Genomic DNA, 25,855 nt, shown 5'->3' with positions numbered 1-25,855 from the left:
TTTTGCTTATGGACAGATACAAAGAAATAAAAGAAAAAATCACCAGCAAATACAACTCACTTCCTAAAAATCAAAGGAAGGTTGCTGAATACTTTATTAACAATTTTGATAAGATACCATTTCTGAATGTTCAGGATCTTTCAGCAGCTACCGGTGTAAGTGTGGCATCAGTCGTAAGGTTTGCACAACGTGCAGGCTTTGAAGGATTCAGCGAACTGAGAGATGCAATAACCGGTTCGCTTCAGAACGAAATTAATAACAAATCAATTTTCCCTTTATTTGAAAAACATAAAGTTAAAGAAGATCTTCTCACCGAAGTTGCTAATCTTGATATCAAAAATATAAATGATACACTCAATTTAGTTGAGCGGAAAACTTTTGATAATGTTATTGATACAATCCTGAAATCTGAAAGAGTGTTCACTGCGGGATTAGGTATCTCGTTTTTGCTTGCGGAAATATTAGCTTATCAATTGACGCAGGTTGGTGTAAGCTCATCGGTTCTTCAGCACTCACATACGTTATTCAATGAACAGATATTGTTTATGAATCCGAAAGACCTGCTGATAGTTTTTTCATTTCCGCCTTATTCAAAAGAAACAGTTGAAGCGGCGGAGTTTGCAAAGAAAAGAAAGATAGATGTGATTGCTGTGACTAATCAGCCGGCATCACCGGCAACATTCTTTACAAAGGCAAACTTGATTGTTAAAAGTGAAAACATGTTGTTCACAAATTCATTCGCTGCTATATCAGTGCTGATAAATGCTATTGCAACAGCATGTGCAATTAAGGACAAACAAAGAGCGAAAAAAATTCTGAAAGAATCTGAGGATATTATGATCAGTCAGAATCAGATAATCAGCGGGAGTGAAAGATGAAAAAATATTTACTGCTGTTCCTTCTAATTCCTTATTTACTCTATCCCGGTACAACAGGTAAATTATCGGGTACAATTAAAGATGCACAATCCGGCGAACCATTGATCGGGGCTAATATATTGATTGAAGGAACATCGCTTGGTGCTGCTACCGATGTAAATGGAAATTATGTAATTCTGAACGTTCCGCCCGGGAAGTATAATGTTGTAGTATCATACATCGGCTATGAAACTTTAAGATTTACTGAAGTTGCAATCATTGTTGATCAAACAACACAACTACCGGTTGAATTAAAGCCAAGAACAATTGAAGTAGGTGAAATTGTTGTTACAGCAAAAACACAACTTGTTCAAAAAGATGTTACAAGCAGTATCTCGGTAGTAACAAGGGAAGAAATTGAAGCTTTACCTGTATCAACTTTTACTGAATTACTTTCGCTGCAGGCGGGCGTAACCGGAAGCGGTTCCAATCTTCACGTCAGAGGCGGAAGGTCAAATGAAGTAGCGTATATGATCGATGGAACAATCGTTGTTGATCCTTTACTCGGCGGACTTGCGACTGATATTAATAACGACGCAATTCAGGAGATGAGTTTACTTAGCGGAACATTCAACGCTGAGTATGGAAATGCTTTAAGCGGAGTTGTTAATATTGTTACAAGAGATGGTACAGATAAATTTTCAGCAAAACTTGAAGCCCGTACAAGTGAGTTTGGAGTTGACCGCTATTCATCATTACATGAAAACAGAATTAATGGAAGCATAAGCGGGCCAATAATTACACCCGATTACAATTTTTTCTTTTCAGGCGAAGTTGATAAACGGGGAAGTTATTTGCCATTCGGTTACAATAACACAAAATCGTTTTTTACAAAACTTTCCACTACGGTAATTCCTCATATTAAAATCGCGCTGTCAAACAGGGGTAACTCCGGAAAACGGCAGAGATATAGTCATTCATACAAATATATTCCGGAACAATATCTGAGAACCAGAACTGATAGCTGGCAAAGCACATTAAGTCTTACTCACACAGTTGAAAATAATTTCTTTTATGATGTTAAAGCATCATACTTCAACCAGGGATTTTATTCAGGCATTGATAAAGATACTTCCGAATATCTTTCATCAACTGAAGAACAGTATTTTGAAAACATCGGAACGGGATATGAGTTTTATAAATTATCCGATCCGGTAGAGTTAATTAACAGCAGAACTGCTTCAGCAGATTTTAAATTTGATGCAGTTTGGCAAATCGGGTCAATGAATGAAGTTAAGTTCGGCGCATCTTACAAAAAACACTGGCTGAGTTTGTATGAAATTTATGATCCGAAAAGAAATTTCCCATACATAGATGATTACGATACTGAACCGTTTGAAAGCGCAGTTTACGTTCAGGATAAAATTGAATTAGCATACCTGATTATCAATGTAGGGTTAAGGTTTGACTATCTGAATTCAAATGTAAGCTTCAGGGAAAACCCGCTTGATCCTAATTCAATTATAAAAGTTAAATCAAGGTCACAAATATCCCCGAGGTTTGGAATAGCACATCCTATTTCGGACAGAACTAAACTTCATTTTTCTTATGGGCATTTTTTCCAGAATCCTGATTTCGAATATTTGTTTGAGAATAATCTTTATGACCTGAATGTTCGTGAGCCTTTATTCGGACAGCCAAACCTTGATGCACAAAGAACTATCTCGTATGAAGTTGGTGTTTCACACCAGTTCAGCGACAATGTTGCACTTAATGTAACAGCATACTATCGTGATATAACCGGTCTTATCGGCACTCGTTATTATTTCCCTTACGTTGATGGAAGATACACCGGCTATACTCTTTATGTAAATGAGGATTATGCAAACATAAAAGGATTTGAAGCTGCACTTGATGTACGACCAAATAATTATTTCTCCGGCGGACTTACTTATACATATTCTGTAGCAAAAGGAAGTGCCTCATCTGAAGCAGAACAATATCCGGGCACAGAAGAATCAACACAACTTTATTTTTTGGACTTCGATCGTCCGCATGTATTTAATGCAAGCGGTACATATACAATCCCGAACAATGAGGGTCCTGAAATATTCGGTGAAAAAATATTTGATAACATGGATTTCAGTTTGATCATCAAAGCAAGTTCAGGCGCTCCTTACACACCTTCAGGAAGAGATATAGGTTTCGTCGAAAAAAATTCTTTAAGACAGCCTGGTGTTTATAATATCGATTTAATGATCGGTAAAGAATTTGAATTTCCTGGGAATCTTCGACTGCGGTTATTTGCAGAAATTTTAAACCTGACAGATCATAGAAATATACTTTATGTGTACGGTGATACCGGTGATCCTGAGTATACAACTGTTGGTGGCTATTCAACTGAATATATGAGAGACCCCTCCAACTTCGGACCACCACGTTCAGTACGTTTAGGTTTTACAATGAGATTTAATTAATCATTCTATCTAAGGCAGAAAAAATGAGAAGAGTTTTAATATTAAAAATGCTGATCTGCTTAATACTTTTTTCTTCAAAAGGATTTGCCCAATACGATAAAGATTTTGAAGCAAAAGATTTATTACAAAAAATACTTCGCATTGAAGATCGCGCCGCAGGAATTCATAATGCGAGTAACATCGGGTTGTTTTTTGAGAATCGCGGCAAACTTTATCCGAGAACAATATCTCAGGGACCATCAGGTGAATTTCCTATTAACAGTCAGAAGAATTACATCTACAGGGTAAATCAGTTTGTTGGTGTACCGGGAAATGTCGTTCAGGGAAGATTCACAACAAATGAGGAATGGGAAGCTGCATCAGGTTACCATAATAGCGATACTGCAAGAGTAGCTTTCAGTGATGATCCAAACTCGTGGCATCCGCAAAAAGGCTGGCCTGTAAAAGATATAAACGGGAACACTATTATTTTATCTGATCAGGATAGTTATTGTGTCTTTAATGACAGTAATAATACTGTGACAATACTTGGACTTCAACTTGCACAAACAGGTTATGCCTTCGGAACAAACTTTGCAAAAAATATTCTCTTCTTTAAATATGAATTAACCAATACAAGCCAGAACAGCTATGACAGTCTTTACTTCGGACTTCATAACGATATTGATGTTGGGGACATCAGCGGAGGATTACCTGAATGGGGCGATGATAAAGTTAATTTTATTCCGCCTCAGAACCTGATTTATTTTTATGATGACGGAGTATCAGGTGAATGGCCCGACGGCAAAACAGGATTCTTCGGAGTGATGATGCTGAAGACTCCGGAAGTTAACGGAACTGAATTGGGTATAACTGATTTCCATTATATGTTATATGATGATGACAACATCTCTGATATTGATTCAATACAATATGGTTTCATGTCATCCGATCCGGATCTTTACAATTCAACAATTGGAAGTAAATATTTTCATTTAACAAATACTTCAAATCTTCATTTCGATGATCCGTCAACAATTCCGGCTTCCGGAATGGATATCCTTGCACATATATCATCCGGTCCTTACACAATAAATCCGGGTGACACATTAGTTTTTTATACAGCCTTTGTTGCTGGTGATACATACAATGAACTGATCAATGCCGCAGCTGTAGCTCAAAATGCTGTTGATGCAAATTTCAATCTGCCCAAACCACCGGCTCGACCAAAACTTTATTCTTCAAATGGAGATTTTAGGGCAACGCTTTATTGGGATGATTTAGCTGAATTAAGTTACGATGAATTTTCCGGTTATGATTTTGAGGGTTACAGACTTTACAGAAGTAAAAACAGAGGACTAAGCTGGGAAAGAATCGCTGAGTTCGACCTGGTCAATACTATCGGAGGGAATACCGGTTTACAATATAGTTATGTCGACACAACTGTCACTAATGGATTTGAATACTGGTACTCAGTAACATCTTTTGATAAAGGTAATTCAGCAATTGAGAGCCTTGAAAGTCCGATAGGCAATTCACTTGAAGCAGTGAATACAGTTTCAGTTACACCAAGATCGGAAGCAATTGGCAGAACTTCAGTCACATCAATTAATCCTGTCAATCTTAATACAGGGAATTCAAATTATACTTTAAATGCTTCAGTCGTTGACGATGAATCACTTGCCGGAAATCAGTATTTAACCACCTTCACTTTTGTACCGAGAATCGAATCAGGTGATCTTGCAACGGATGTATCAATAACAGTTACAGATTCTACTATTACAAATCCTTATAAGTATGCGATTGAATTTACAAGTTCTTCTACTTTTGATTTGAAGAATATAACCCTGAACACAGTTATCAGAACAGGGTTTCCTTATCCGCAGGGAGGAAGAGACGTTGTAATAACAGGTGAAGGATTAAGAGTAAGCTTAGTTGATTCGGTAGGAACTGATCCCTCATTTCTTCCCGAACAAGGAGATATTATCGCCATAAATTTTGCTATAAACGTTTTAAGGAATAACCAGGATTTAGTAATAAATAAACGCCCGTTCCAGTTACATCAGTTACAAACAACAACTGACGGCGTATCAATAAAAATGATTCAACCTGATATAATAAAGAGTGTATCAAAAGTTGGCGGTACAGATAATAATGTTGAAATGACATTCAGTGTTGCAGATGAAACATTAGTTGAAGAAAAAATTTATATCGTATCAGTTGAGGGAAACGGATTTGTAAATAATAATGGATTCGTTTTATTGTCAGTAACTGAAACGAACATTCAGCTTGATACATTGTTTTCATCAGACATTTTTACTTATGATGGAATTGAAGGAACAATTACATTTCCATCAACAGCACCGCCTGCTGCCGGCAATATGTTTTCTGTTGAAGTGATCAAACCTTTAAAGCCCAATATCAGAGATTCATATTCCTTTGGTATTGAGGGTTCAAAAGTTGATTATCAAAAAGTTGCAAGTGAACTTAACAGGATTCGGGTTGTGCCCAATCCATATATAGTTTCATCACTTTATGAGCCTGAATTCGGTGAATTAAGAAAAGAACCTCTGAGGCAAATTCAATTTGTAAATCTTCCACCGGAATGTACAATTTATATTTTTACAGTTGATGCAGACCTTATTAAGACTATAAATCACAACGCTATTAATGGTACCGAGGTTTGGGATCTTCGTACAGAAGGCGGAAGAGAAATAGCGGCGGGAATTTATATCTATGTTGTAAAAACAAAAAACTCCGAGTACAAAGAACGTTTTGCAATAATCAAATAAGTTGATGCAGGAAATTTTATGAAAAAATTATTACTGATATTTTTATTGCTTGTTAGTTCTACTTTTGCACAGAACCCGAATCTTGGAACATCCGGCGCTCAGTTTCTGCAAATACCTGTCGGTGCCCGTGCTGAAGCAATGGGCGGTGCAATCGTAGGACTTACTAATGACGCATCATCAATTTTCTGGAACCCTGCCGGACTTGTAAAAGTTAATAATGTGCAGGCACACTTTTCATACATGAACTGGTTTGACCTTTTCGATTTTAACGCTGCTTCACTTGTATATAATGCGGGTGAATTCGGAGTATTCGGTGCAAGTATGGTAAGCTTTACAACAGGCAACATGGAAATTACAACTGAAGAAGAGCCGAACGGAACAGGTCGGTATTTTGATGCAGGGGATATTGCACTTGGTGTATCGTATGCAAAATATCTTACAGACAGATTCAGTGTTGGATTGAGCGTGAAATATATCAATCAAAGAATATGGAATGAAACTGCATCAGGAGTTGCTTTTGATATTGGCACTCAATACAGGTTGGATTTTCAGAATCTTACTATAGCAATGAGTATGACAAATTTTGGTGCAGATATAAAATTTGACGGACCTGATCTTGATTTCACATATCGCAAAGATGATAACTATCCTTTAAGCAGATTAATTCCCAGCAGGTTAAACACGCAGGAATATCCGCTCCCGTTAAACTTTCAGGTCGGGATTGGATTTGATATAGTGCAATATGACTTTGTAAAAATTATAGGTGCAATTGATGTAACGCATCCTAACGACAACGCTGAACGTGCGCACTTTGGTGCTGAGTTTTCATTCTTTGACAGGTTTGCAGTACGAGGTGGTTACAAATATAATTATGATGATCAGGATTTTACTTTTGGTGCAGGTGCTAATGTGCCTTTAGGCGGAACCGCAGTCTATTTTGATTACGCATATTCCGTGTATGATATTTTACCAAGTGTTCACCGTATTTCAGTTAATTTAAGTTTTTAGTTTTAAAAATTATCTCTGTTTAATGGATTCAATAAATCATTAGCATAGATAATCTTTGTAGTTAAAATAATTATTGTATCACCCGTTGAGTAAGTTTAATTATATGAAAACCTTCCTGTTTACTTTTTTACTTTGTAGCAGTTTATCACTCTCACAAATTCAGCCTCCTCTCGAAAAAAATAATTTTCAAAAAATAACTTCATACGATGAACTATCAGGTTTTATTAATCAGGTTGATAAAGTTTCTGAACTTATAAGTGTGGAAGTTATTGGCAATTCTGTTGAAGGCAGAGAATTGTATGCTGTACATTTTTCTAATTCCGGATTCGGAAAAGATGAATCGAAAATTAAAGTATTAATATTTGCACAGCAGCATGGCAATGAGCAGTCAGGAAAAGAAGGAGCATTGTTTTTAATCGATGAACTGTTAAAACCTGAAAATCAATATTTGTTTGACAAGATTGATTTTGTATTGATTCCGCAGATGAATCCCGATGGCTCAGAAAAAAATCAGAGACGAAACGGTCATGATTTGGACCTTAACAGAAATCATTTAATACTTACAGAACCGGAAACAAACGCACTTCACAAACTCTTTAACAAATGCAAGTTTGAAGTTTCGATGGATGTACATGAGTATTTCCCTTATGGCGAAACATGGAAAGAATATGGTTATAGAAACAATGCCGATGTTGAAGTTGGTACTACAACAAATATTAACAATGCAGAAGAAATAAGAGAACTATCAAAGAAAGAATATCTTCCTTTTATCAAAAGTTATTTGAATGAAAGAAATTTTTCATACTTCGAATATAGTCCCGGAGGTCCACCGGAAATCGATTACATACGGCACAGCACATTCGATATAAATGACGGTAGACAAAGTCTTGGCATTCAAAATACTTTTTCATTCATACAAGAAGGACTGAATGGTAAAGATGGTTTTATTAATAACATAAAACATCGTGCTGAAGGACAGATGACCGGGATGAAAGGTTTATTGGAGTTTGTTTATAAAAATAAAAACAGAATCAAAGAACTTGTTAAGAATGAAAGAGAAAAACTTGTCGTAAACCAAGTTGATGAAAAGGTTGCCATTCAGTTAGATCATTTTGCTGATGGAAGTAAACTGGAACTTCCGTTGTTTTCATATTATTCAGAAGAAGATACAATAGTTGTCGTTAATGATTACAGACCAATTGTTAAATCAATTTATGATGTTGAAAGACCTAAAGGATATCTTGTTCCCAAAACCATTGTTGAAATTATTGACTGGGCTGACAGACATTCTATTTACTACGTTGAGTACAAAAAATCTTATGAAGATAAAATTGAACAATACTTTGCCACAGGCATTGACTCAATGGATTTTGAAAGAGATATAATTATCAACCCAATTGTAGAATCCAAATTGCTAGATACTGAATTGCAGGAAGACGATTATATTTTTATTCCGGTAAATCAATTAAAGAATAATACGATTGTAATTGCGCTTGAGCCAAAATCAGAACTTGGATTGGTTACCTACAAACAGTTTGAACATCTTCTCAAAAAGGGTGAAACTTATCCAATCCTTAGAGTCTTAAAGTAATTATGATGCTATTAACAAAGGTAAAACATGAAAATTGAAAAAATAGAACTCCGTCATATTAAAATGGAATTGGTTACTCCGTTCACCACATCAATGGGAACTGAGTATGATGAAGAACATATAATCGTTCGTGTTGATGGAGAAGGATTAACAGGTTGGGGTGAAAGTGTTGCGGAAGGAACACCATTTTACTCGTATGAGACAGTAACAACTGCCTGGCATATACTTCAGGACTTTTTAATTCCATCGATTCTTGGAAAAAATATTTCAAGTATTGATGATGCAATTAAATCATATTCAAAAGTGCGCGGGCATATGATGGCTAAAGCCGGACTTGAAGCTGCTTTGTGGGACCTTTTTGCAAAGTCGAAAAACATTTCTCTTTCAAAAATGGTTGGTGCAGATAAAAATAAAATTAATGTTGGTGTCAGCATTGGAATTCAATCCTCGGTTCCTGATCTTATTAAAAAGATCGAAGGATATCTTGCTGAAGGATATAAAAGGATAAAAATAAAAATTGCTCCCGGTAATGATATTCAATTTGTCAAAGCTGTCAGAAAAGAATATCCGGACATTCTTTTCCAGGTCGATGCAAACTCAGCTTATGAATTGGAACATGTAAACCTGTTCAAGCAAATGGATGATTTAAATTTGTTATTGATCGAACAACCTCTGAGTTATGAAGATATTTATGATCATTCAAAACTTCAGAAAGAATTGAACACACCAATTTGTCTTGATGAAAGCATTCACTCACTTGATGATACACGCGCAGCAATTGAACTTGATAGCTGCAGAGTAATAAATATAAAACCCGGAAGAGTCGGTGGATTCACAGAATCAAAACTTATTCACGATTATTGTGCAAGTAAAAATATTCCTGTCTGGTGCGGCGGTATGCTTGAATCAGGAATCGGAAGAGCAGGGAATGTAGCTCTCGCATCTCTGCCTAACTTCACTTTACCCGGCGATATTTCTGCAAGCAAAAGATATTACAAGGAAGATATAGTTGAACCGGAATTTGTTGTGAATAAAGATGGAACAATGGATGTTCCAACCAAGCCAGGAATTGGTGTTGAAGTGAATATGGAGATGCTGGATAGGGTGACAGTCAGATCTGAGAGGTATTAAAAGATATTAGTACTTTGTATTGAAGTCTAATTCATCTGTTAAGTTAGTAACAAATGATTCAACTTCATGTTCTTTCCCTAATAGATCTTGAAGTGTAATTTTACTCAGAACACCATCAAGCATAGTCTGAATTGTTTTCCAGAGTGAGCGTATTGAGCAATCGATTGAATTTGTGCAGATGTTTTCAACGCCTGCATGCAAATCACAGAAAGAAGATTCATACAACTTACCGCCGAGTGCAGTCAACACATCTCCGACAAGAATTTCATTTGGTGTTCGTGCAAGTTTGTAACCACCGGTTTGTCCGCGTGAACTTTCAACAAAGCCTGCCAGACGAAGCACACGCAAAATCTTTGCAACGTTAGCTTCAGTTAAGCCTTCTAATTCACTAAGTTCAGGAATTGTCATTCCGTTGGGGGAGTTACTCTTCCCGATCCTGAGTAATAATCTTAATCCGTATTCTTCTTGTGTACTGAATTTCATTTTATTTTTTTTATTGTCACCATGAGCTTGTCGAAGAGTGACGATTATTCTGTCATACTTCGACAGGCTCAGTAAGTCAAATGTTCTTTAACCTATTTGATCTGAAAATACCAACTTGTAATTTCGACCGTAGGGAGAAATCTGATGCAATATTAATTTCGGAGATTTCTCAGTCGAAGACTCCTTCGAAATGACAATTATAAATTATCCTTTATACAACGGAATTTTTGAACCGCATGCTTTTGCATACATAACTTTTTCAAAGGCGTCCGGTGGAATTGACGGACCTGCGGCAGAACATTTTTCATTAAACACTGCGACTAATCTTTTTGCAATACTGTGTGCGTCATAACCTTCAATATCAAGTCTCGGCATAAAATAAATCAGTTCACCATTCTTAAATAAAGCAACACTCGGTGATGAGGGAGGAAAACCTTTTACCAAAGCACGAACACTGTCAACAGCATCGCGTTCCTGTCCTGCAAATGCTGTAAAAAGTTTGTCAGGAATAATATTATTCTGAAGCGCGAGTGAAACTCCCGGTCTTGCACTTCCGGCAGCGCAACCGCAAACAGAATTTATCATTACTAAAGCTGTTTTATCATCTTTAACATTAATTGCTTTATCAACTTCTTCGGTTGTAAGAAGTTCGGTGAAACCTACTGCAACCAATTCATCACGCATTGGCTGAACTGCGTCCTGGTCATACATCGGAGGACGCGAAAGTACATTGAACATTTTATCTCCTTATAATTTTAGTTTTAAGTAATTGTCAACCTGAACTTGTTTCAGGTTCTTAGTCTTGTGTAATCTTGCTTAAGATCCCGGAATAAATTCGGGATGACAAACTAACCGCTTTACAAAAATCCAAGTTCAAGCTTTGCAACTTCAGACATCATATCTTTTTCCCATGGCGGATTCCAAACTAAAGTAACCTTTGCACTTTTTATATCGGGAATACTTTTTACTTTCCCCTCTACTTCGGGGGGTAATGTACCGGCAACAGGACATGATGGGGAAGTAAGAGTCATTTTGACTTCGACATTAGCATTGTCATCAATTGCAATTTCATATATCAATCCAAGCTCAAAAATGTCAACCGGAATTTCAGGATCGTAACATGTTTTTAGTGTTTGAATTATTTTTTCTTCGAGCTGTTGTTTATTTATTTGTGACATAATATTTCTAATAACGATGTCACACTGAGCTTGTCGAAGTGTGACTTGAAAACTGAGTAACCGTCATCCTTCGACAGGCTCAGGATGACATAGAACTATTCAGTTGTTACTTTTTCTTTATTCTCTTTCAAAGCTGATTCCATAGTATGCCAGGCAAGTGAAGCGCATTTTACTCTGGCAGGGAATTCCTGCACTCCGGCAAACACTGCGAGTTTACCGAGTTCATCAATGTCAGGATTTTCTCCCAGCTTACCTGTAATTAAATCATGAAACTTTTCAAACAACTTGTGTGCTTCATCAACAGTTTTGCCTTTAACAATTGTACTCATCAAGGATGCAGATGCTTTTGATATTGCACATCCTGAACCTTGGAATGAAACATCTTTTATTAATCCGTCTTCAACAAAAAGATAAATGTGTACAGTATCTCCGCATAATGGATTGTATCCTTCTGCAAAGTGAGTTGAAGGTTCTATCTTCTTATAGTTTCTCGGGCTCTTATTATGATCTAAAATTACCTGCTGATAAAGTTCGCGTAATTCAGTTTCCATTAATTGAACACCTCTGTTATCTTTTTCAATCCCCTGATTAAAATATCCACTTCTTCTTTTGTATTATACACAGCAAACGATGCACGTGATGTAGCTGGAACATTAAACCTGTTCATCAAAGGCTGTGTGCAGTGATGTCCTGTTCTGATTGCCACGCCTTCAAAATCTAAAAATGTACCTACATCGTGAGGATGAACATTATCAAAAACAAATGATAAGACGGCACATTTTTCTTCGGCAGTTCCAATGACTCTTAATCCTTTCATATTTGAAACAGCTTCGGTTGCATAAACCAGCAAATCATTTTCATGCTTTGCTATTTTTTCAATTCCAATATTTGTTACATAATCAATAGCAGCGCCGAGCCCTATTGCGCCTGCAATATCAGGGGTTCCGGCTTCAAACTTATGCGGCAGTTCATTGTACGTTGTTTTTTCAAAAGTAACTTTTGAAATCATATCTCCGCCGCCCATATATGGAGGCATTCTTTCAAGCAGGTTTACTTTTCCATAAAGCACACCGATTCCGGTTGGACCATAAATTTTATGTCCGGAAAATGCAAGGAAATCGCAATCAAGTTCCTGAACATCAATCGGTAAATGATTAACCGCCTGTGCGGCATCAATCATTACAACAATATTTTTTTTATGAGCGATGTCAATTATTTGTTTTACTGGGTTAATAGACCCAAGTGAATTTGAAACATAAACTACCGAAACAATTTTTGTTCTTTCAGTTATCATCTTTTCAAATTCTTCAATGATAAGTTCACCTTTATCGTTGACCGGAATAACTTTAAGAACAGCTTTCTTTTCAAGACATAACATCTGCCATGGGACAATGTTTGAATGATGTTCCATATGCGAAATTATTATCTCATCACCTTCATTGACAACCATTCTTCCATATGTCTGTGCAACAAGATTTATTGATTCAGTCGTACCTCTTGTAAAGATAATTTCATTCTTCCCAAAAGCATTGATGAACTGTTTGATTTTTATTCTCGCACGCTCAAATGCTTCCGTTGCTACGACACTCAGTGAATGAACACCGCGGTGAATATTCGAGTTCATCGTGCGGTAGTAATTGTTCATTGCATTGATAACCTGCTGAGGCTTTTGAGTAGTTGCCGCATTATCAAGGTAAACCAAAGGTTTGTTGTGCACTTTAGTTTTCAGTATGGGAAAATCATCCCTTATGATATCAATGTTAAATTCTTTTGATTCCCTGTTTACAGGAATTTCAATTTCAGTTTTCATAAAGATTATTGATTAAACTTTTTTGTAAGAATTTCTTCAAGATAGTTTCTTATAGCTTCAATCTTAATTGATTGAACCACATCACTTGCAAACGCATGAATTAAAATTGCTTTCCCTGCATCGTCGCCAATTCCACGAGACTTAAGATAGAACATTGCATCCGCATCAAGCTGACCAACGGTTGCGCCGTGTGAGCATTTAACATCATCAGCGAAAATTTCAAGCTGTGGTTTTGTGTTTACTAATGCATCCTTTGTGAGAATGATATTATTGTTCTGCTGGAACGCATTTGTCTTCTGTGCATCTTTTCTTACGAGCACTTTTCCGTTAAAGACTCCGCGTGATTTGTCGTTCAGAATTCCTTTATAATGTTCGTGACTGTTGCAATGCGGTTTAGCATGGTCTATCAATGTATGAGTGTCACAAAGCTGTTTGTCTTCAGTCAGGAATAATCCATTCAAAGTACATTCACCGCCTTCATCATTAAATCTCGCGTTGATGTCATTCCTGGATAACTGTGCGCCAAACGAAATCGCATGTGAAGTAAAATTGCTGCTGCGTTCAAGATCAACTTCCATCCTTGAAATATGAAAAGCATTTTGACTTTCTTCCTGGAGTTTTATATGATCGATGAAAGCATTTTCATCAACAATAACTTCTGTAATTGAGTTTGTAAAATATGTCGAATCCGAGAGTGAAAGATAATGTTCAATTATAGTTGCCTGTGAATTTTTACCTGCGATAATCAGGTTTCTTGGTTGAACAACAATGCTGTCATCATTTGCATCGGTTATATAAAGAATATGAATAATGTCTTCAATCACCTTGTTATCAGGTATGTGAATGAAAACACCATCGTTTACAAAAGCGGTTCCCAGTGCTGTAAATATATTGTCGTTGGTTGTTGCAAATTTTCCAAAATACTTTTTCACCAATTCAGGGTTTGATTTTTCAACCGATGATAAACTTTCAACAACTACGCCGCAAGGCAGATCTTTTATTTTGGAATTCTTCTTTGAATAAATACCGTTTATAAAAGTTATAATGCTATGTTCGTCTTTGCTGAATAAAAATTTTGAAATATCTATTTTTATTTCTGCCGCTTCTCTCTTAGCAGATATGAATTTATGATTCAGTAAAGGCGATATGTTAGTGTACTTCCACTCTTCATCTTTTGTGTTAGGAAAATTTAATTTTGAAAAATTATCAATCGCTTCTTTTCTAAGCTGATGAATAAAATGTTCTTTCTCTCCATTTAAGCTTTTTTCGAGTTCAGCAAAGTTTGATATGAACCAATCTTTAAATTCAGTTATCTGACTCATTAAATAATTTCTCCGGTTTCTTATTCTGTGAAAATTAATTTTCAACTAATTCATTGGACTGTACTTTTACCCAGTCGTAACCTTTTTCTTCAAGCTCAAGAGCTAACTCTTTACCGCCTGATTTAACGATCTTTCCCTGGTAAAGTACGTGTACAAAATCCGGGATGATATAGTTGAGCAATCTCTGGTAATGTGTGACGACAATTGTGGCGTTATCATTTCGTTTTAATTTATTAACACCGTTAGCAACTATGCGTAAAGCGTCTATATCAAGTCCTGAATCAGTTTCATCCAGAATACTTAATTTTGGTTCAAGCACAGCCATCTGAAAAATTTCGTTGCGTTTTTTTTCACCGCCTGAAAATCCTTCATTAACTGCTCTGCTTAATAATTTCTGGTCAAGTTCAACCAACTTCATTTTTTCTTTTATAAGCGAAAGAAATTCCATCGCGTCAAGTTCTTCTTCACCACGGTATTTTCTTATTTCATTCAATGCAGTTTTTAAAAGATTAGTATTGCTTACACCGGGAATTTCAATAGGGTATTGAAACGCAAGGAACATTCCCTCGCGCGCCCTGTCTTCAGGAGAAAGTTCAAGAATATTTTTTCCGTTGAAGATGACTTCACCTTCGGTTACTTCATATTCTTCTCTTCCTGCAAGCACCTGCGCAAGTGTACTTTTACCTGAACCGTTGGGTCCCATAATAGCGTGCACTTCACCGGAACTAACTTTTAAATTGATACCTTTTAATATTTCTTTTCCTTCAATGTTTGCGTGAAGGTTTTTTATTTCGAGCATTTGGATTTCCTTTTTATTTTCAAAAATTGTCAAGCTGAACTTGTTTCAGCTTCTTCATAATTATTTTAATAGAGATTCCGAAATAAATTCGGAATGACCGAATAGATTATCCTACACTTCCTTCAAGACTTACACTTAATAATTTCTGTGCTTCAACTGCAAATTCCATCGGCAGTTCTTTGAATACTTCTTTGCAGTAACCGTTAACAATTAGTCCGATAGCATCTTCAGTTGATATTCCTCGTTGGTTAAGATAAAATATCTGGTCCTCACCAATTTTTGAAGTTGTTGCTTCGTGTTCTATTTGTGCGGTTGAATTATTTACTTCAAGATAAGGGAAAGTATGTGCGCCGCATTTATCTCCAAGTAACAAAGAGTCGCATTGTGAAAAATTTCGGGCGTTCTCTGCGTTCTTTGCAATGCGAACTAAACCGCGATAACTATTATTACTCTTTCCAGCAGAAATTCCTTTTGATATAATTGTACTCTTGGTGTTTTTGCCGAGGTGAATCATTTTAGTTCCGGTATCAGCCTGCTGCATATTGTTTGTTACTGCAACTGAATAAAACTCACCGATAGAATTATCTCCCTGAAGAATACAGCTTGGATATTTCCAGGTTATTGCTGAACCTGTTTCAACCTGTGTCCATGAAATTTTTGAATTAACTCCACGGCAGGCACCTCGTTTTGTAACAAAATTATAGATGCCGCCTTTACCTTCTTTATCTCCAGCGTACCAGTTTTGGACTGTCGAATATTTTATTTGTGCATTATCAAGCGCAACAAGTTCAACAACTGCGGCGTGTAACTGATTTTCATCACGCATTGGAGCTGTACAACCTTCAAGATAACTTACGTAAGCACCTTCATCTGCAATGATAAGTGTGCGTTCAAACTGTCCTGTATTAGCCGCATTAATTCTGAAATATGTTGAAAGTTCCATGGGGCAGCGAACACCTTTAGGTATATAAACAAATGAACCATCGCTGAACACCGCTGAATTTAGTGCCGCATAAAAATTATCGGTCGATGGAACAACACTTCCCAGATATTGTTTTACAAGATCCGGATGATTCAGAACTGCTTCAGAGAATGAGCAGAAAATTATTCCAAGTTCATGCAGTTTTTCCTTAAATGTTGTTGCAACAGAAACGCTGTCAAATACAGCATCAACAGCAACACCTGATAATCTTTTTTGTTCATCGAGAGAAATACCGAGTTTTTCAAATGTAGAAATTAATTCAGGATCAACTTCATCAAGTGAATTAAGCACAGGTTTTTTCTTTGGCGCTGAGTAGTATGAAATATCCTGATAATTAACCGGCGGATAATTTACATTCGCCCAATGCGGTTCTTCCATAGATAGCCAGTGACGATATGCTTTCAATCTCCACTCAAGCAAAAATTCTGGCTCTTGCTTAATAGCTGAAAGTTGCCTGATTATATCCTCATTTAATCCATTAGGGAGTGATTCGGACTCAATATCGGTTACAAATCCATACTTATATTCTGTATTTGCTAATTGTTCAATCTTCGTTACTTCGGTTGAACTCATTTTACTCCTTAATCCTCATTTTTTTTCGATTTTCTGATTCAAACTTAATCAATCTGTACTCTTTTGTCAAGATTGATTAAGGTCATAAATAAATATTAAGATCAGCTGAAGTGCTAAGATCACTAATGACATACTTGCAGGCTCAAATCCTTTAAATTGTTTTTAAGCATTTATTCAGTTAATTTTAGCATCATTTTATTTACAAAACGGAACGATTTTGGACGAAAAAAATTCAAACGAGAATCAGAATTACCGAGAGAATGAAAATACCGGTTCAATAAATAAATCTGAAAATAAAGAACAGGGCGGACAGGGATATCACAGGAAGAGCCACTACAACAGACGAAGAAGACATCCTTACAACAGGCAGAATCAGCAACAGATAGTAAAAGAAAAAACATCTTTCAAGAAATTGTCTGTACTGGTTCCTCTTTTAAATGAACAGGAATCACTTAATCCATTAGTGAATGAAATAAAAAAAGCGCTGCGGCAGATAGAGATTTCCTGGGAAGTTGTTTTTGTTGATGACGGAAGTACAGATAATTCGCTTCAAATAATTAAAGAGATTGCCAGGATTGACAGGCGATTTAAATTTGTAAGCTTTAAAAAGAATTACGGAAAATCTGCTGCTCTAAATGTCGGTTTTAAGAATGTAACAGGTGATGTAGTAATAACAATGGATGCAGACCTCCAGGATGACCCAAATGAAATTCCTGCCCTATTAAAAAAATTGGATAGCGGATTTGATCTTGTTTCCGGCTGGAAGAAAAAACGACACGATCCATTCATAAAAAAATATTCATCAAAATTTTTCAACTTTGTTACTCGCTTAATGAGCGGTATTAAACTGCATGATTTTAATTGCGGTTTAAAAGCATACAGAAAAGAAGTGACTGAAAACATAAAGGTTTATGGAGAGCTTCACCGCTATATGCCAGTGCTTGCGGATTGGGCTGGCTTTTCAGTTACTGAAATTCCTGTAACGCATCATCCGAGAAGATATGGAAAAACAAAATTCGGTATATCAAGATTCTTTAAAGGATTTGTTGATTTGATCACCGTGATGTTCACAACCCGCTATATCAAAAGACCGATGCACCTGTTCGGATTTTTAGGAGCATTGAGTGTATTAGCCGGCTTACTTATTAACGGATATCTTACCTACGAATGGATAATGGGAAAATATTTGAGTAACAGACCGATGTTGTTCTTAGGAATGCTTTTAATAATAGTTGGAATGCAATTCTTTTCCGTCGGGTTATTAGGGGAAATGATGGTCCATAATTTTATGGATGATAAAGAATATGTCATAAAGGATAAGGGATAATTTTCCCTTATGTCATATCAATTAAATTTTTGTTCAGAAAATTTTCTTTTCCTTGTTGGCTGATATTATGATTTTTCAGGAGTCCAGATGAAGATTGTAATTATATCAGCAGCCTATCCTTTACGTGGCGGAATTGCACATTCCGCGGGACTTCTTTACAAAGAACTTTCAATCGGGCATGAAGTAAAATTAATTACATTCAAACGTCAGTACCCGAAATTTTTATTTCCCGGCAAGTCACAGACTGAATCAACAGAGACAATAGATAAAATTCCATCTGAAGTAATACTGGATTCAATTAATCCTTTCAACTGGTCAAAAACGGCAGAACATATATTAGAATTCAAACCTGAACTTGTAATCTTCAAACACTGGCTTCCTTTTTTTGCGCCTTGTTACGGATGGATTGCAAAAAAAATTAAAAATAAATCATCAGCAAAGATGATTGCTGTTTGTCACAATATTATTCCACATGAAAAACGTCTGGGTGACAAACTTCTTTCAAAATATTTTCTAAAGAGTATCGATTACTTCATACCTTTATCAGACCAGGTTACAAAAGATCTTCACCTGTTTATCGAAAAACCTGTTTACAAACTATTACCTCTTCCGGTGTTTTCATTGTTTGGCGACAAGGTAAATAAGCAGGAAGCAAAAGAATTTCTAAAACTTGATGATGAAAAAATACTCCTGTTTTTCGGATTCATACGCGACTATAAAGGACTTGATATTTTAATTGAAGCTTTTTCAATTGTCAGAAAAAAAATGGATATAAGACTTATTGTTGCCGGTGAGTTTTATGAATCCGAAGAAAAGTATTTAAACCTTATCTCAAAACATCAACTTGAAAATTCTATACTTCTAAAAAAAGATTTTATTCTTACTTCGGATGTTAAGTATTATTTTTCCGCATCGGATGCTGTTGTACTTCCGTATAAATCAGCTACACAGAGCGGAATAGTACAGGTTGCTGTTAACTTTGCTATGCCTGTAATCGCGGCAAATGTCGGCGGTATCGGTGAAGTGATTGAAGATGGTAAAACAGGATTTGTGGTTGAAAAGGAGAATCCTGAAAAACTTGCAGACGCAATCATCAGGTTTTATAAAGAAGAAAAAGAAAACGAATTTTCTTCAAATATGAATTCGCTTAAAGAAAAATATTCCTGGAAAAATTTTGTTAAGGGAATGTTTGAATTGATAAATTAATAAGTCTATTGTAAATGCAGAGATGACATCTTTTTAAAAGATGTCATCTCTTAATAATAATTAACCATGCATTACGACCCCGTAAAAAATATATTCGCAACATTAATAAAAATTACTCCGGCATTCAGAATTTTATTTTTTAAAATTCTCGATATCATGTTCCTTCGTTCATGGTACGTTAGAAGAGAGTTAAGAAATATCCGCAGTCACTTTAAAGATAAGAGCATAAATATTTATGATGCAGGAACAGGCTACAGCCAGTATGTTTATTTTATGGTGAACAATCTTAAGCCTTGCAGCATTTATGCTGTTGATGTTAAAGAGGACTGGATAAAAGACATTTCAAAGTTTTATAAAAAGATCGACAGAGAAGAGGTTGCATTCGGAGTTGAAGATTTAACCGCGATAGATCATGAACAAAAATTTGATCTTATCATTAGTGTTGATGTAATGGAACACATTGTTGAAGATGTAAAAGTCTTTGAGAATTTTCATCGTGCTCTAAAACCGGGGGGAATTCTTTTAATCAACACTCCATCAATTTACGGCGGCAGTGATGTTCACGATGAACACGATGAAAGTTTTGTCGGCGAGCATGCACGTAACGGCTATTCAATTGAAGAACTTGAAAAGAAACTTCATCCGTTCGGATTTAACACTAAAAAGTCGTTTTACACATATGGATTCTGGGGTACCTTAGCATGGAGACTTGGAATTAAATACCCGATTCTTATGGTAAATATTTCTAAACTGTTATTGATACTGCTTCCTGTGTATTTTGTGCTGACGTTTCCATTTACACTTTTGTTTATGTACATCGATTTTAAGGGGACGAATAAAACAGGTACCGGATTAACATTCATCGCAGAAAAAAAAATATAACGGAATAAAAATGTCGAAAGCAAAAAAGATACTTAAAGAAACAAAATCCCAGCAGGATACTTTATTCTCAAAGTTTAATCTTGATGAGTTCATTCCCTCAAAACACCACGTATGGATAGTAATTCTTCTGCTCATTGTTTTGTACCTGATCTTTCTTAATCCGCTATACTTCGGGGAAAAGACTTTCCAGTCAGGCGATATAATAAATATGGAAAGTTCAAAGTCATACGTTAACCAGGATAGGGAAGGATTCTCTCTCTGGAATCCGTATATCTTCTGCGGAATTCCGGCTTACGCAACAGGTACTGAAAAAACATGGTTCAATCTCATCTATATGGTTAACTATTCCTTAAGAAGCGCGTTTACAAGTTTCTTTTCAGTTGACTATGCAATGTGGACATTCTATCTGATCATTATGTCAATATCATCATTCTTTTTGATGAAGCACATCTCAGGAAGAACAAGTATAGGATTGTTTACAGCGGTCGCTACAGGATTCAGTACAGGGTTAATTGTATTTTTGTATATCGGACACGTAACAAAATTAATCTCTTTGTGTATGTACCCGTTACTGTTCCTGATGCTGTTGAGGTTCCAGAAAAAGATAAAACTGCTTGATATACTTTTGCTTATTGTAACAATGCAGATATTTGTTCAGGGTTTCCATGTTCAGATTATTTATTATACACTTTTAGCAGTAGCGATTTATTTCATTTACTATTTCTTCCATTCGCTTAAAACAAAAAATATTGAACTGAGAAATAACCTTGTAAAATCAGCAGTGATATTTGTTGGTGCGGCTGCAATTGCTGTACTGATTCAAATCGACAGCTTAACACAGATATATGAATACACCCCGTACTCAACAAGAGGTACACAGGGAATATTGGAGAAGGCTTCTGAAAATACCGACAAAGCTTCATCAGATTATTATGACTATCATACAGAATGGTCGTTCTCTCCGGGTGAAGTATTAACATTTATCGTTCCCTCATTTTATGGATTCGGAAACTCGACGTACAACGGTCCGCTGACCAACAATCAATCTGTTGAAGTAAATACATATTTTGGTCAGATGCGTTTTGTTGATGTAGCTATGTATATGGGAGTCGTGGTTTTCTTCCTTTCACTCTTTGCAGTTTTTATGGATTGGAAAAATCCGCTTGTCAGGTTTTTGACGATACTGTCGGGATTTGCTCTGCTGGTTTCTTTCGGAAAAACTTTTCCTGTAGTGTTTGATCTTTTATTCTATAACCTTCCGTTCTTTGATAAGTTCAGAGTCCCTTCAATGATACTCGTACTTGTTCAAATGAGTCTGCCTGTTCTTGCCGGAATAGGTTTGATGAAGATCATTAATCTTAAAAAAGAAAAAGATGAAAAATCATTAATGCTGGTAAGAAATATTTCATTTGTTTTTCTTGCCCTGTTTGTGATTTCAATCTTAGCAAACAGTGCTTTGGCAGGCTGGTTTACGGGAAGAGTAAACGAATACGCTCAATCGGTTTCGGCAAGCAACCAACGGCTGGCACAATATCACCAGGCATTTGCTCAATATTCTTCTGATATGTTTACAGGTGATCTATTAATTGGAATGGGTTTTCTTACAATACTTTTCTGGTCAGCATATTTTTATTTAAAAGGAAAACTAAGCGCAGATGTTCTGGTCGTGGTAGCTATTCTTCTGACTCTTACTGATTTATGGAGAATCGATTCACGCGGCGCAAAATATACAGACAGCCCCGATAAAAGAAATATGTTTGCGGAGCCTCAATACATTACCGCGATTAAAAATCAGAATGATAAAGAACCTTACAGGATTTTTAATCTCAAGCAAGATCAGTCATACGGCGCATTTAATGCTAACTCAAATTATCATGCTTATTTTTTAATTGAAGATTTTTATGGTTACTCGGGAATAAAACCAAGAGCTTACCAGGATATACTCGATGTGGTCGGTCCTGCGAACCAGGTACTGTGGCGAATGTTGAATGTAAAATATCTCGTTGTTGATAAACCTTCTATGATGCCGGATTATTCGTCTGTACTTGAAGGTGAAACTGCATCGGTTTATAAAAATGAAAATGTGCTGCCCCGGGCTTACATCGTGGATAAAATTGAAAAGAAAACTCCGCTTGAAATGTTGAATACATTTAAAGAAGGAACTATGGACCCCAAACAATTAGCCTTTGTTGAAGAGGATATTAAAGTAGATATACCTGACAGTACCGCTTCATCAAATATAAAGGAATATAGTGAAGCTAAAACTGTAGTTGAAGTAAACTCGACCGGCAGCAACTTTTTATTTTTTGGCAACACATATCACCCCGGCTGGAAAGCCTTAGTTGACGGAAACGAAACAAAGGTTTATAAAACAAATCATGGTTTTATGGGAATTGTTGTGCCGAAGGGTAAGCATATCGTAGCATTCAAATTTGCGCCGGAGAGTTTTTTCATATCAAAAAATATTGCATTGGTATTAAGTTCTTTGGTAATGCTGGGATTAGTATTTGCTGTTGTTCTTGAACTGAAAAAGAAAAAAGTTAAAGCTTAAAAGATTATAGTTGAACGAAGAAGAAAAATAAATACGTCAATTAATTTTGGTTCGGAAGCATTCAAAAAATATTTCGCCAACACATCCTGGATGTTCGGTGAAAGAATCATCAGGATGCTTGTTGGTTTTTTTGTCAGTGTTTACGTAGTAAGATATCTTGGACCTGATCAATTCGGGTTATTCAGTTATGCGTTAAGCTTTGTCGGGTTATTCGCAACACTCTCCACTTTGGGTCTTGACAGCATAGTGGTTAGAGAACTTGTAAAAGCTCCTGACAGAAGAGACGAAATACTCGGCTCGGTTTTTAACTTGAGGATTTGGGGCGGAGTTGCATCAATCATTCTGCTTGCGGTTACAATATTTGCAAAGGGAGAAGATTCACTAACAACGATACTTATTCTGGTTATAGCTGCGACAAATATTTTTCAATGCCTAAATGTAGTTGAATACTACTTCCAGTCAAAAGTCGAATCAAAGTTTAATGTGTATGTTCAGTCATCGTCAATGTTAATTGCAGCGGTATTGAAAGTTGTTCTAATACTGAATGAGTCACCGCTCTTATATTTTGCGATTGTTCATGCTTCTGAAAGTTTGTTTATGTCGGCTGGTTATTTTATAGTTTATAAAAAGAATAACCTTAACATCACAAAATGGTATTTCAAAAAAGACACAGCACAACTCTTATTAAAGGATGCCTGGCCGTTGATATTATCCGGGATAGTTATTTCTGTGTACATGAAAATTGACCAGGTTATGATTAGAAACATGCTTGATGATAAGCAAACAGGATTTTATGCTGCGGCCGTAAAACTATCGGAGGCATGGTATTTTATCCCGATGGCGATTTGCACATCGTTATTTCCTGCCATAGTTAATGCAAAGCAGATGAGTCACGAACTTTATATTAACCGATTGCAGAAGTTATATGATATGCTGGCTGCGATTTCAATTGGAATAGCATTGCCGGTAACATTTCTTTCGACATTTATTATTTCAATATTATACGGTGAAAAATTTCTACCTGCTGCTGATGTTTTAACAATTTACATCTGGGCAGGTGTTGCGGTATTTTTAGGCATAGCGAGCAGCCAGTACCTGATAAATGAGAATCTGACAAAGCTTTCATTTTACAGAACTTTTGTTGGAATGGTAGTTAATGTGATACTGAATTTGGTACTCATACCTGTTTATGGAATTGTGGGCTCTGCAATTGCAACGTTAGTTTCGTACTCAATGGCAACTTTCTCAATTGCATTTTCAGCTAGTACACGAGAACAATTGTATATGATGATAAAATCAATTTTTTTTGTAAACATCATCAAACTTTTAAGAAGAAATGCCGGTTAGTGTTACAGATAAAATAAAAATTTTGGCTGAGTTATTTACAAAGCCAAAAACTATGAGTGCACTACTCTCACAGAAGTATTCAGGCTTTTTAAAGGATTCAGGTTGGTTTAATGCATTCGAATCTGGAAAGCCAATTGATGGTGAAGGTAATCCACTACCATGGCTCACATATTCTTTTATTGACTTCTTGACACCAAGACTCAATAATCAAATAAGTGTATTTGAATATGGTGCTGGAAATTCAACACTTTATTTTGCAAAAAATGTTAGTAAAGTTATAGCAGTAGAGCACAGCAATTCCTGGCATGAAAAGATCAGTAAAATGGTTCCTGCAAATACATCTATTCTCTTCCAATCTGAATCAAATAAAAAAGAATACATCAGTTCTGTACTAAATGCCGGAATTAAATTTAATATCGTATTAGTTGATGCAATTTTTAGAGTTGAGTGTCTGGAAACAAGTATAAGTGCTTTAGAGAATGATGGAATCATTATCCTCGATGATAGTGAACGAAAGGAGTATTTCACAGGTATTGATCTATTATTGCGTCAGGGTTTTAGGAAGTTAGATTTTTGGGGTATATCACCAGGTTACTTATACAAAAAATGTACAACTGTTTTTTACAAAAATAATAACTGCCTAAATATATAATGTACTCACCGATTGCATTATTCGTTTATAATCGTCCCGATCATTTCAAAAGAACAATTGATTCACTTATCATAAATGACTTAGCGTTAAAAAGCGATCTGATAATTTTTTCTGATGGAGCAAAAGATATTACTGATGAGAAATCAGTTCAAAAAGTCAGAGAGATTATTAAAGAAATTCAAGGATTTAAATCAGTAAAATCCGAACAAAGCGATATTAATAAAGGACTGGCAAAGTCTATAATTTATGGTGTGACTAATACAGTTAAAAAATTTGGAAGAATCATTGTGTTAGAAGATGATATGATTGTTTCTCCTTATTTCCTGAACTTTATGAATGAAGCTTTAGATATTTATGAACGGGAAGAGAATGTTATCAGCATTCACGGTTATATTTACCCGGTCAAAAAACAATTACCTGAAACCTTTTTTTTGAGAGGTGCTGACTGTTGGGGATGGGCTACCTGGAAAAGAGGCTGGGATTTTTTCGAAGAAGACTCCAATTTCTTGATTGAACAGATTGATAAATCTAAACTTCAAAAGGAATTTGACTTAGGAGGTTCTGTTAAAAATTACCGGATGCTTAAAAATCAAAGAGAAGGAAAGATTGATTCCTGGGCTATCAGATGGCATGCCTCTGCATTTATTAAAAACAAACTGACTTTATATCCGGGAAAATCTTTAGTGAAAAATATAGGGACAGACGGGTTAGGCACCCATCTTGGTTCAACAAATGTTTATGACACTTTCATTTCAGAAGGTAAAGTCAATTTGAAAAAAATACCGTTGGAGGTAAACAAGTTGAATGAACAAATTATTTCCGAATATTTTAGATCAATAAAATTTAAATCCCGTGTTTCCGGCTTAAAAAAGAGGTTGGGAATTTAAGTCAAACCTTCTTACACACTT

The 25,855-nt window shown here is 35.9% G+C and carries 21 protein-coding genes; 13 read left to right on the top strand and 8 right to left on the bottom strand.

Features of this window, described 5'->3' with window-relative positions; all coding sequences use genetic code 11:
- Positions 1-8: 8 nt before the first annotated feature.
- From IPM56_13480 to menC, 6 genes are all read left to right on the top strand, one after another.
- On the top strand, positions 9-878 hold the full coding sequence (locus IPM56_13480) for a MurR/RpiR family transcriptional regulator (GenBank protein ID QQS35251.1): 870 nt from the start codon (positions 9-11) through the stop codon (positions 876-878).
- Positions 875-3,334 carry a carboxypeptidase-like regulatory domain-containing protein gene (locus tag IPM56_13475; GenBank protein QQS35250.1) on the top strand — a complete coding sequence of 820 codons (2,460 nt, stop codon included), beginning with the start codon at positions 875-877 and terminating at the stop codon, positions 3,332-3,334. The genes IPM56_13480 and IPM56_13475 overlap by 4 nt, the downstream gene beginning before the upstream one ends.
- A gap of 23 nt (positions 3,335-3,357) precedes the next feature.
- A complete protein-coding gene (locus tag IPM56_13470; GenBank protein ID QQS35249.1) occupies positions 3,358-6,105 on the top strand; it encodes a hypothetical protein in 2,748 nt (915 codons plus the stop codon).
- An 18-nt stretch (positions 6,106-6,123) separates the two neighbouring features.
- Positions 6,124-7,113, top strand: a complete 990-nt coding sequence (locus tag IPM56_13465; protein ID QQS35248.1) for a PorV/PorQ family protein — start codon at positions 6,124-6,126, stop codon at positions 7,111-7,113.
- A gap of 103 nt (positions 7,114-7,216) precedes the next feature.
- Positions 7,217-8,704 carry a hypothetical protein gene (locus tag IPM56_13460; GenBank protein ID QQS35247.1) on the top strand — a complete coding sequence of 496 codons (1,488 nt, stop codon included), beginning with the start codon at positions 7,217-7,219 and terminating at the stop codon, positions 8,702-8,704.
- Positions 8,705-8,731: 27 nt separating this feature from the next.
- The gene (gene menC, locus IPM56_13455; GenBank protein QQS35246.1) at positions 8,732-9,835 is read left to right on the top strand and encodes an o-succinylbenzoate synthase; all 1,104 of its coding nucleotides are present in this window, start codon (positions 8,732-8,734) and stop codon (positions 9,833-9,835) included.
- A 6-nt stretch (positions 9,836-9,841) separates the two neighbouring features.
- On the opposite strand, the gene IPM56_13450 is transcribed toward menC, so the two are convergent.
- The 8 genes from IPM56_13450 to sufB form a co-directional block, all read right to left on the bottom strand.
- Positions 9,842-10,318, bottom strand: a complete 477-nt coding sequence (locus IPM56_13450) for an Rrf2 family transcriptional regulator (protein QQS35245.1) — start codon at positions 10,316-10,318, stop codon at positions 9,842-9,844.
- 204 nt (positions 10,319-10,522) lie between these two features.
- Positions 10,523-11,029: a BrxA/BrxB family bacilliredoxin gene (locus tag IPM56_13445; protein ID QQS38312.1), complete on the bottom strand. Its 507-nt coding sequence runs from the start codon at positions 11,027-11,029 to the stop codon at positions 10,523-10,525.
- A gap of 146 nt (positions 11,030-11,175) precedes the next feature.
- The gene (locus tag IPM56_13440; GenBank protein ID QQS35244.1) at positions 11,176-11,496 is read right to left on the bottom strand and encodes a DUF59 domain-containing protein; all 321 of its coding nucleotides are present in this window, start codon (positions 11,494-11,496) and stop codon (positions 11,176-11,178) included.
- A 95-nt stretch (positions 11,497-11,591) separates the two neighbouring features.
- On the bottom strand, positions 11,592-12,047 hold the full coding sequence (locus IPM56_13435) for an SUF system NifU family Fe-S cluster assembly protein (GenBank protein ID QQS35243.1): 456 nt from the start codon (positions 12,045-12,047) through the stop codon (positions 11,592-11,594).
- Positions 12,047-13,306, bottom strand: coding sequence for a cysteine desulfurase (locus IPM56_13430; GenBank protein QQS35242.1), 1,260 nt, complete (start codon positions 13,304-13,306; stop codon positions 12,047-12,049). The genes IPM56_13435 and IPM56_13430 overlap by 1 nt, the downstream gene beginning before the upstream one ends.
- Positions 13,307-13,311: 5 nt before the next feature.
- On the bottom strand, positions 13,312-14,628 hold the full coding sequence (gene sufD, locus IPM56_13425) for a Fe-S cluster assembly protein SufD (GenBank protein QQS35241.1): 1,317 nt from the start codon (positions 14,626-14,628) through the stop codon (positions 13,312-13,314).
- Positions 14,629-14,662: 34 nt separating this feature from the next.
- Positions 14,663-15,427, bottom strand: coding sequence for a Fe-S cluster assembly ATPase SufC (gene sufC, locus IPM56_13420; GenBank protein QQS35240.1), 765 nt, complete (start codon positions 15,425-15,427; stop codon positions 14,663-14,665).
- Between the two features lie 106 nt (positions 15,428-15,533).
- The gene (gene sufB / locus IPM56_13415; GenBank protein QQS35239.1) at positions 15,534-16,982 is read right to left on the bottom strand and encodes a Fe-S cluster assembly protein SufB; all 1,449 of its coding nucleotides are present in this window, start codon (positions 16,980-16,982) and stop codon (positions 15,534-15,536) included.
- A 277-nt stretch (positions 16,983-17,259) separates the two neighbouring features.
- Here sufB and IPM56_13410 point away from each other — a divergent pair, with 277 nt between their 5' ends.
- The 7 genes from IPM56_13410 to IPM56_13380 all read left to right on the top strand — a co-directional run bounded on the left by IPM56_13410 (position 17,260) and on the right by IPM56_13380 (position 25,834).
- Positions 17,260-18,309 (top strand): glycosyltransferase, encoded by a 1,050-nt coding sequence (locus IPM56_13410; protein QQS38311.1) that lies wholly within the window; start codon positions 17,260-17,262, stop codon positions 18,307-18,309.
- A gap of 87 nt (positions 18,310-18,396) precedes the next feature.
- Entirely contained in the window at positions 18,397-19,515 is a 1,119-nt protein-coding gene (locus tag IPM56_13405; GenBank protein ID QQS35238.1) for a glycosyltransferase, read from the top strand.
- A gap of 66 nt (positions 19,516-19,581) precedes the next feature.
- A complete protein-coding gene (locus IPM56_13400; GenBank protein ID QQS35237.1) occupies positions 19,582-20,397 on the top strand; it encodes a methyltransferase domain-containing protein in 816 nt (271 codons plus the stop codon).
- A gap of 10 nt (positions 20,398-20,407) precedes the next feature.
- Positions 20,408-22,948 carry a YfhO family protein gene (locus IPM56_13395; GenBank protein QQS35236.1) on the top strand — a complete coding sequence of 847 codons (2,541 nt, stop codon included), beginning with the start codon at positions 20,408-20,410 and terminating at the stop codon, positions 22,946-22,948.
- Positions 22,949-23,038: 90 nt separating this feature from the next.
- A complete protein-coding gene (locus IPM56_13390) occupies positions 23,039-24,295 on the top strand; it encodes a flippase (GenBank protein ID QQS35235.1) in 1,257 nt (418 codons plus the stop codon).
- Complete coding sequence (locus IPM56_13385; protein QQS35234.1) at positions 24,285-24,947, top strand: FkbM family methyltransferase; 663 nt, start codon at positions 24,285-24,287, stop codon at positions 24,945-24,947. The genes IPM56_13390 and IPM56_13385 overlap by 11 nt, the downstream gene beginning before the upstream one ends.
- Complete coding sequence (locus IPM56_13380; GenBank protein QQS38310.1) at positions 24,944-25,834, top strand: glycosyltransferase; 891 nt, start codon at positions 24,944-24,946, stop codon at positions 25,832-25,834. Before IPM56_13385 ends, IPM56_13380 begins: the two co-directional genes overlap by 4 nt.
- The last annotated feature ends 21 nt before the right edge of the window (positions 25,835-25,855 follow it).

It is taken from the genome of Ignavibacteriales bacterium (assembly GCA_016700155.1).
Classification (GTDB): domain Bacteria; phylum Bacteroidota; class Ignavibacteria; order Ignavibacteriales; family Ignavibacteriaceae.
This window is presented reverse-complemented; position numbering and strand designations above follow the sequence as displayed.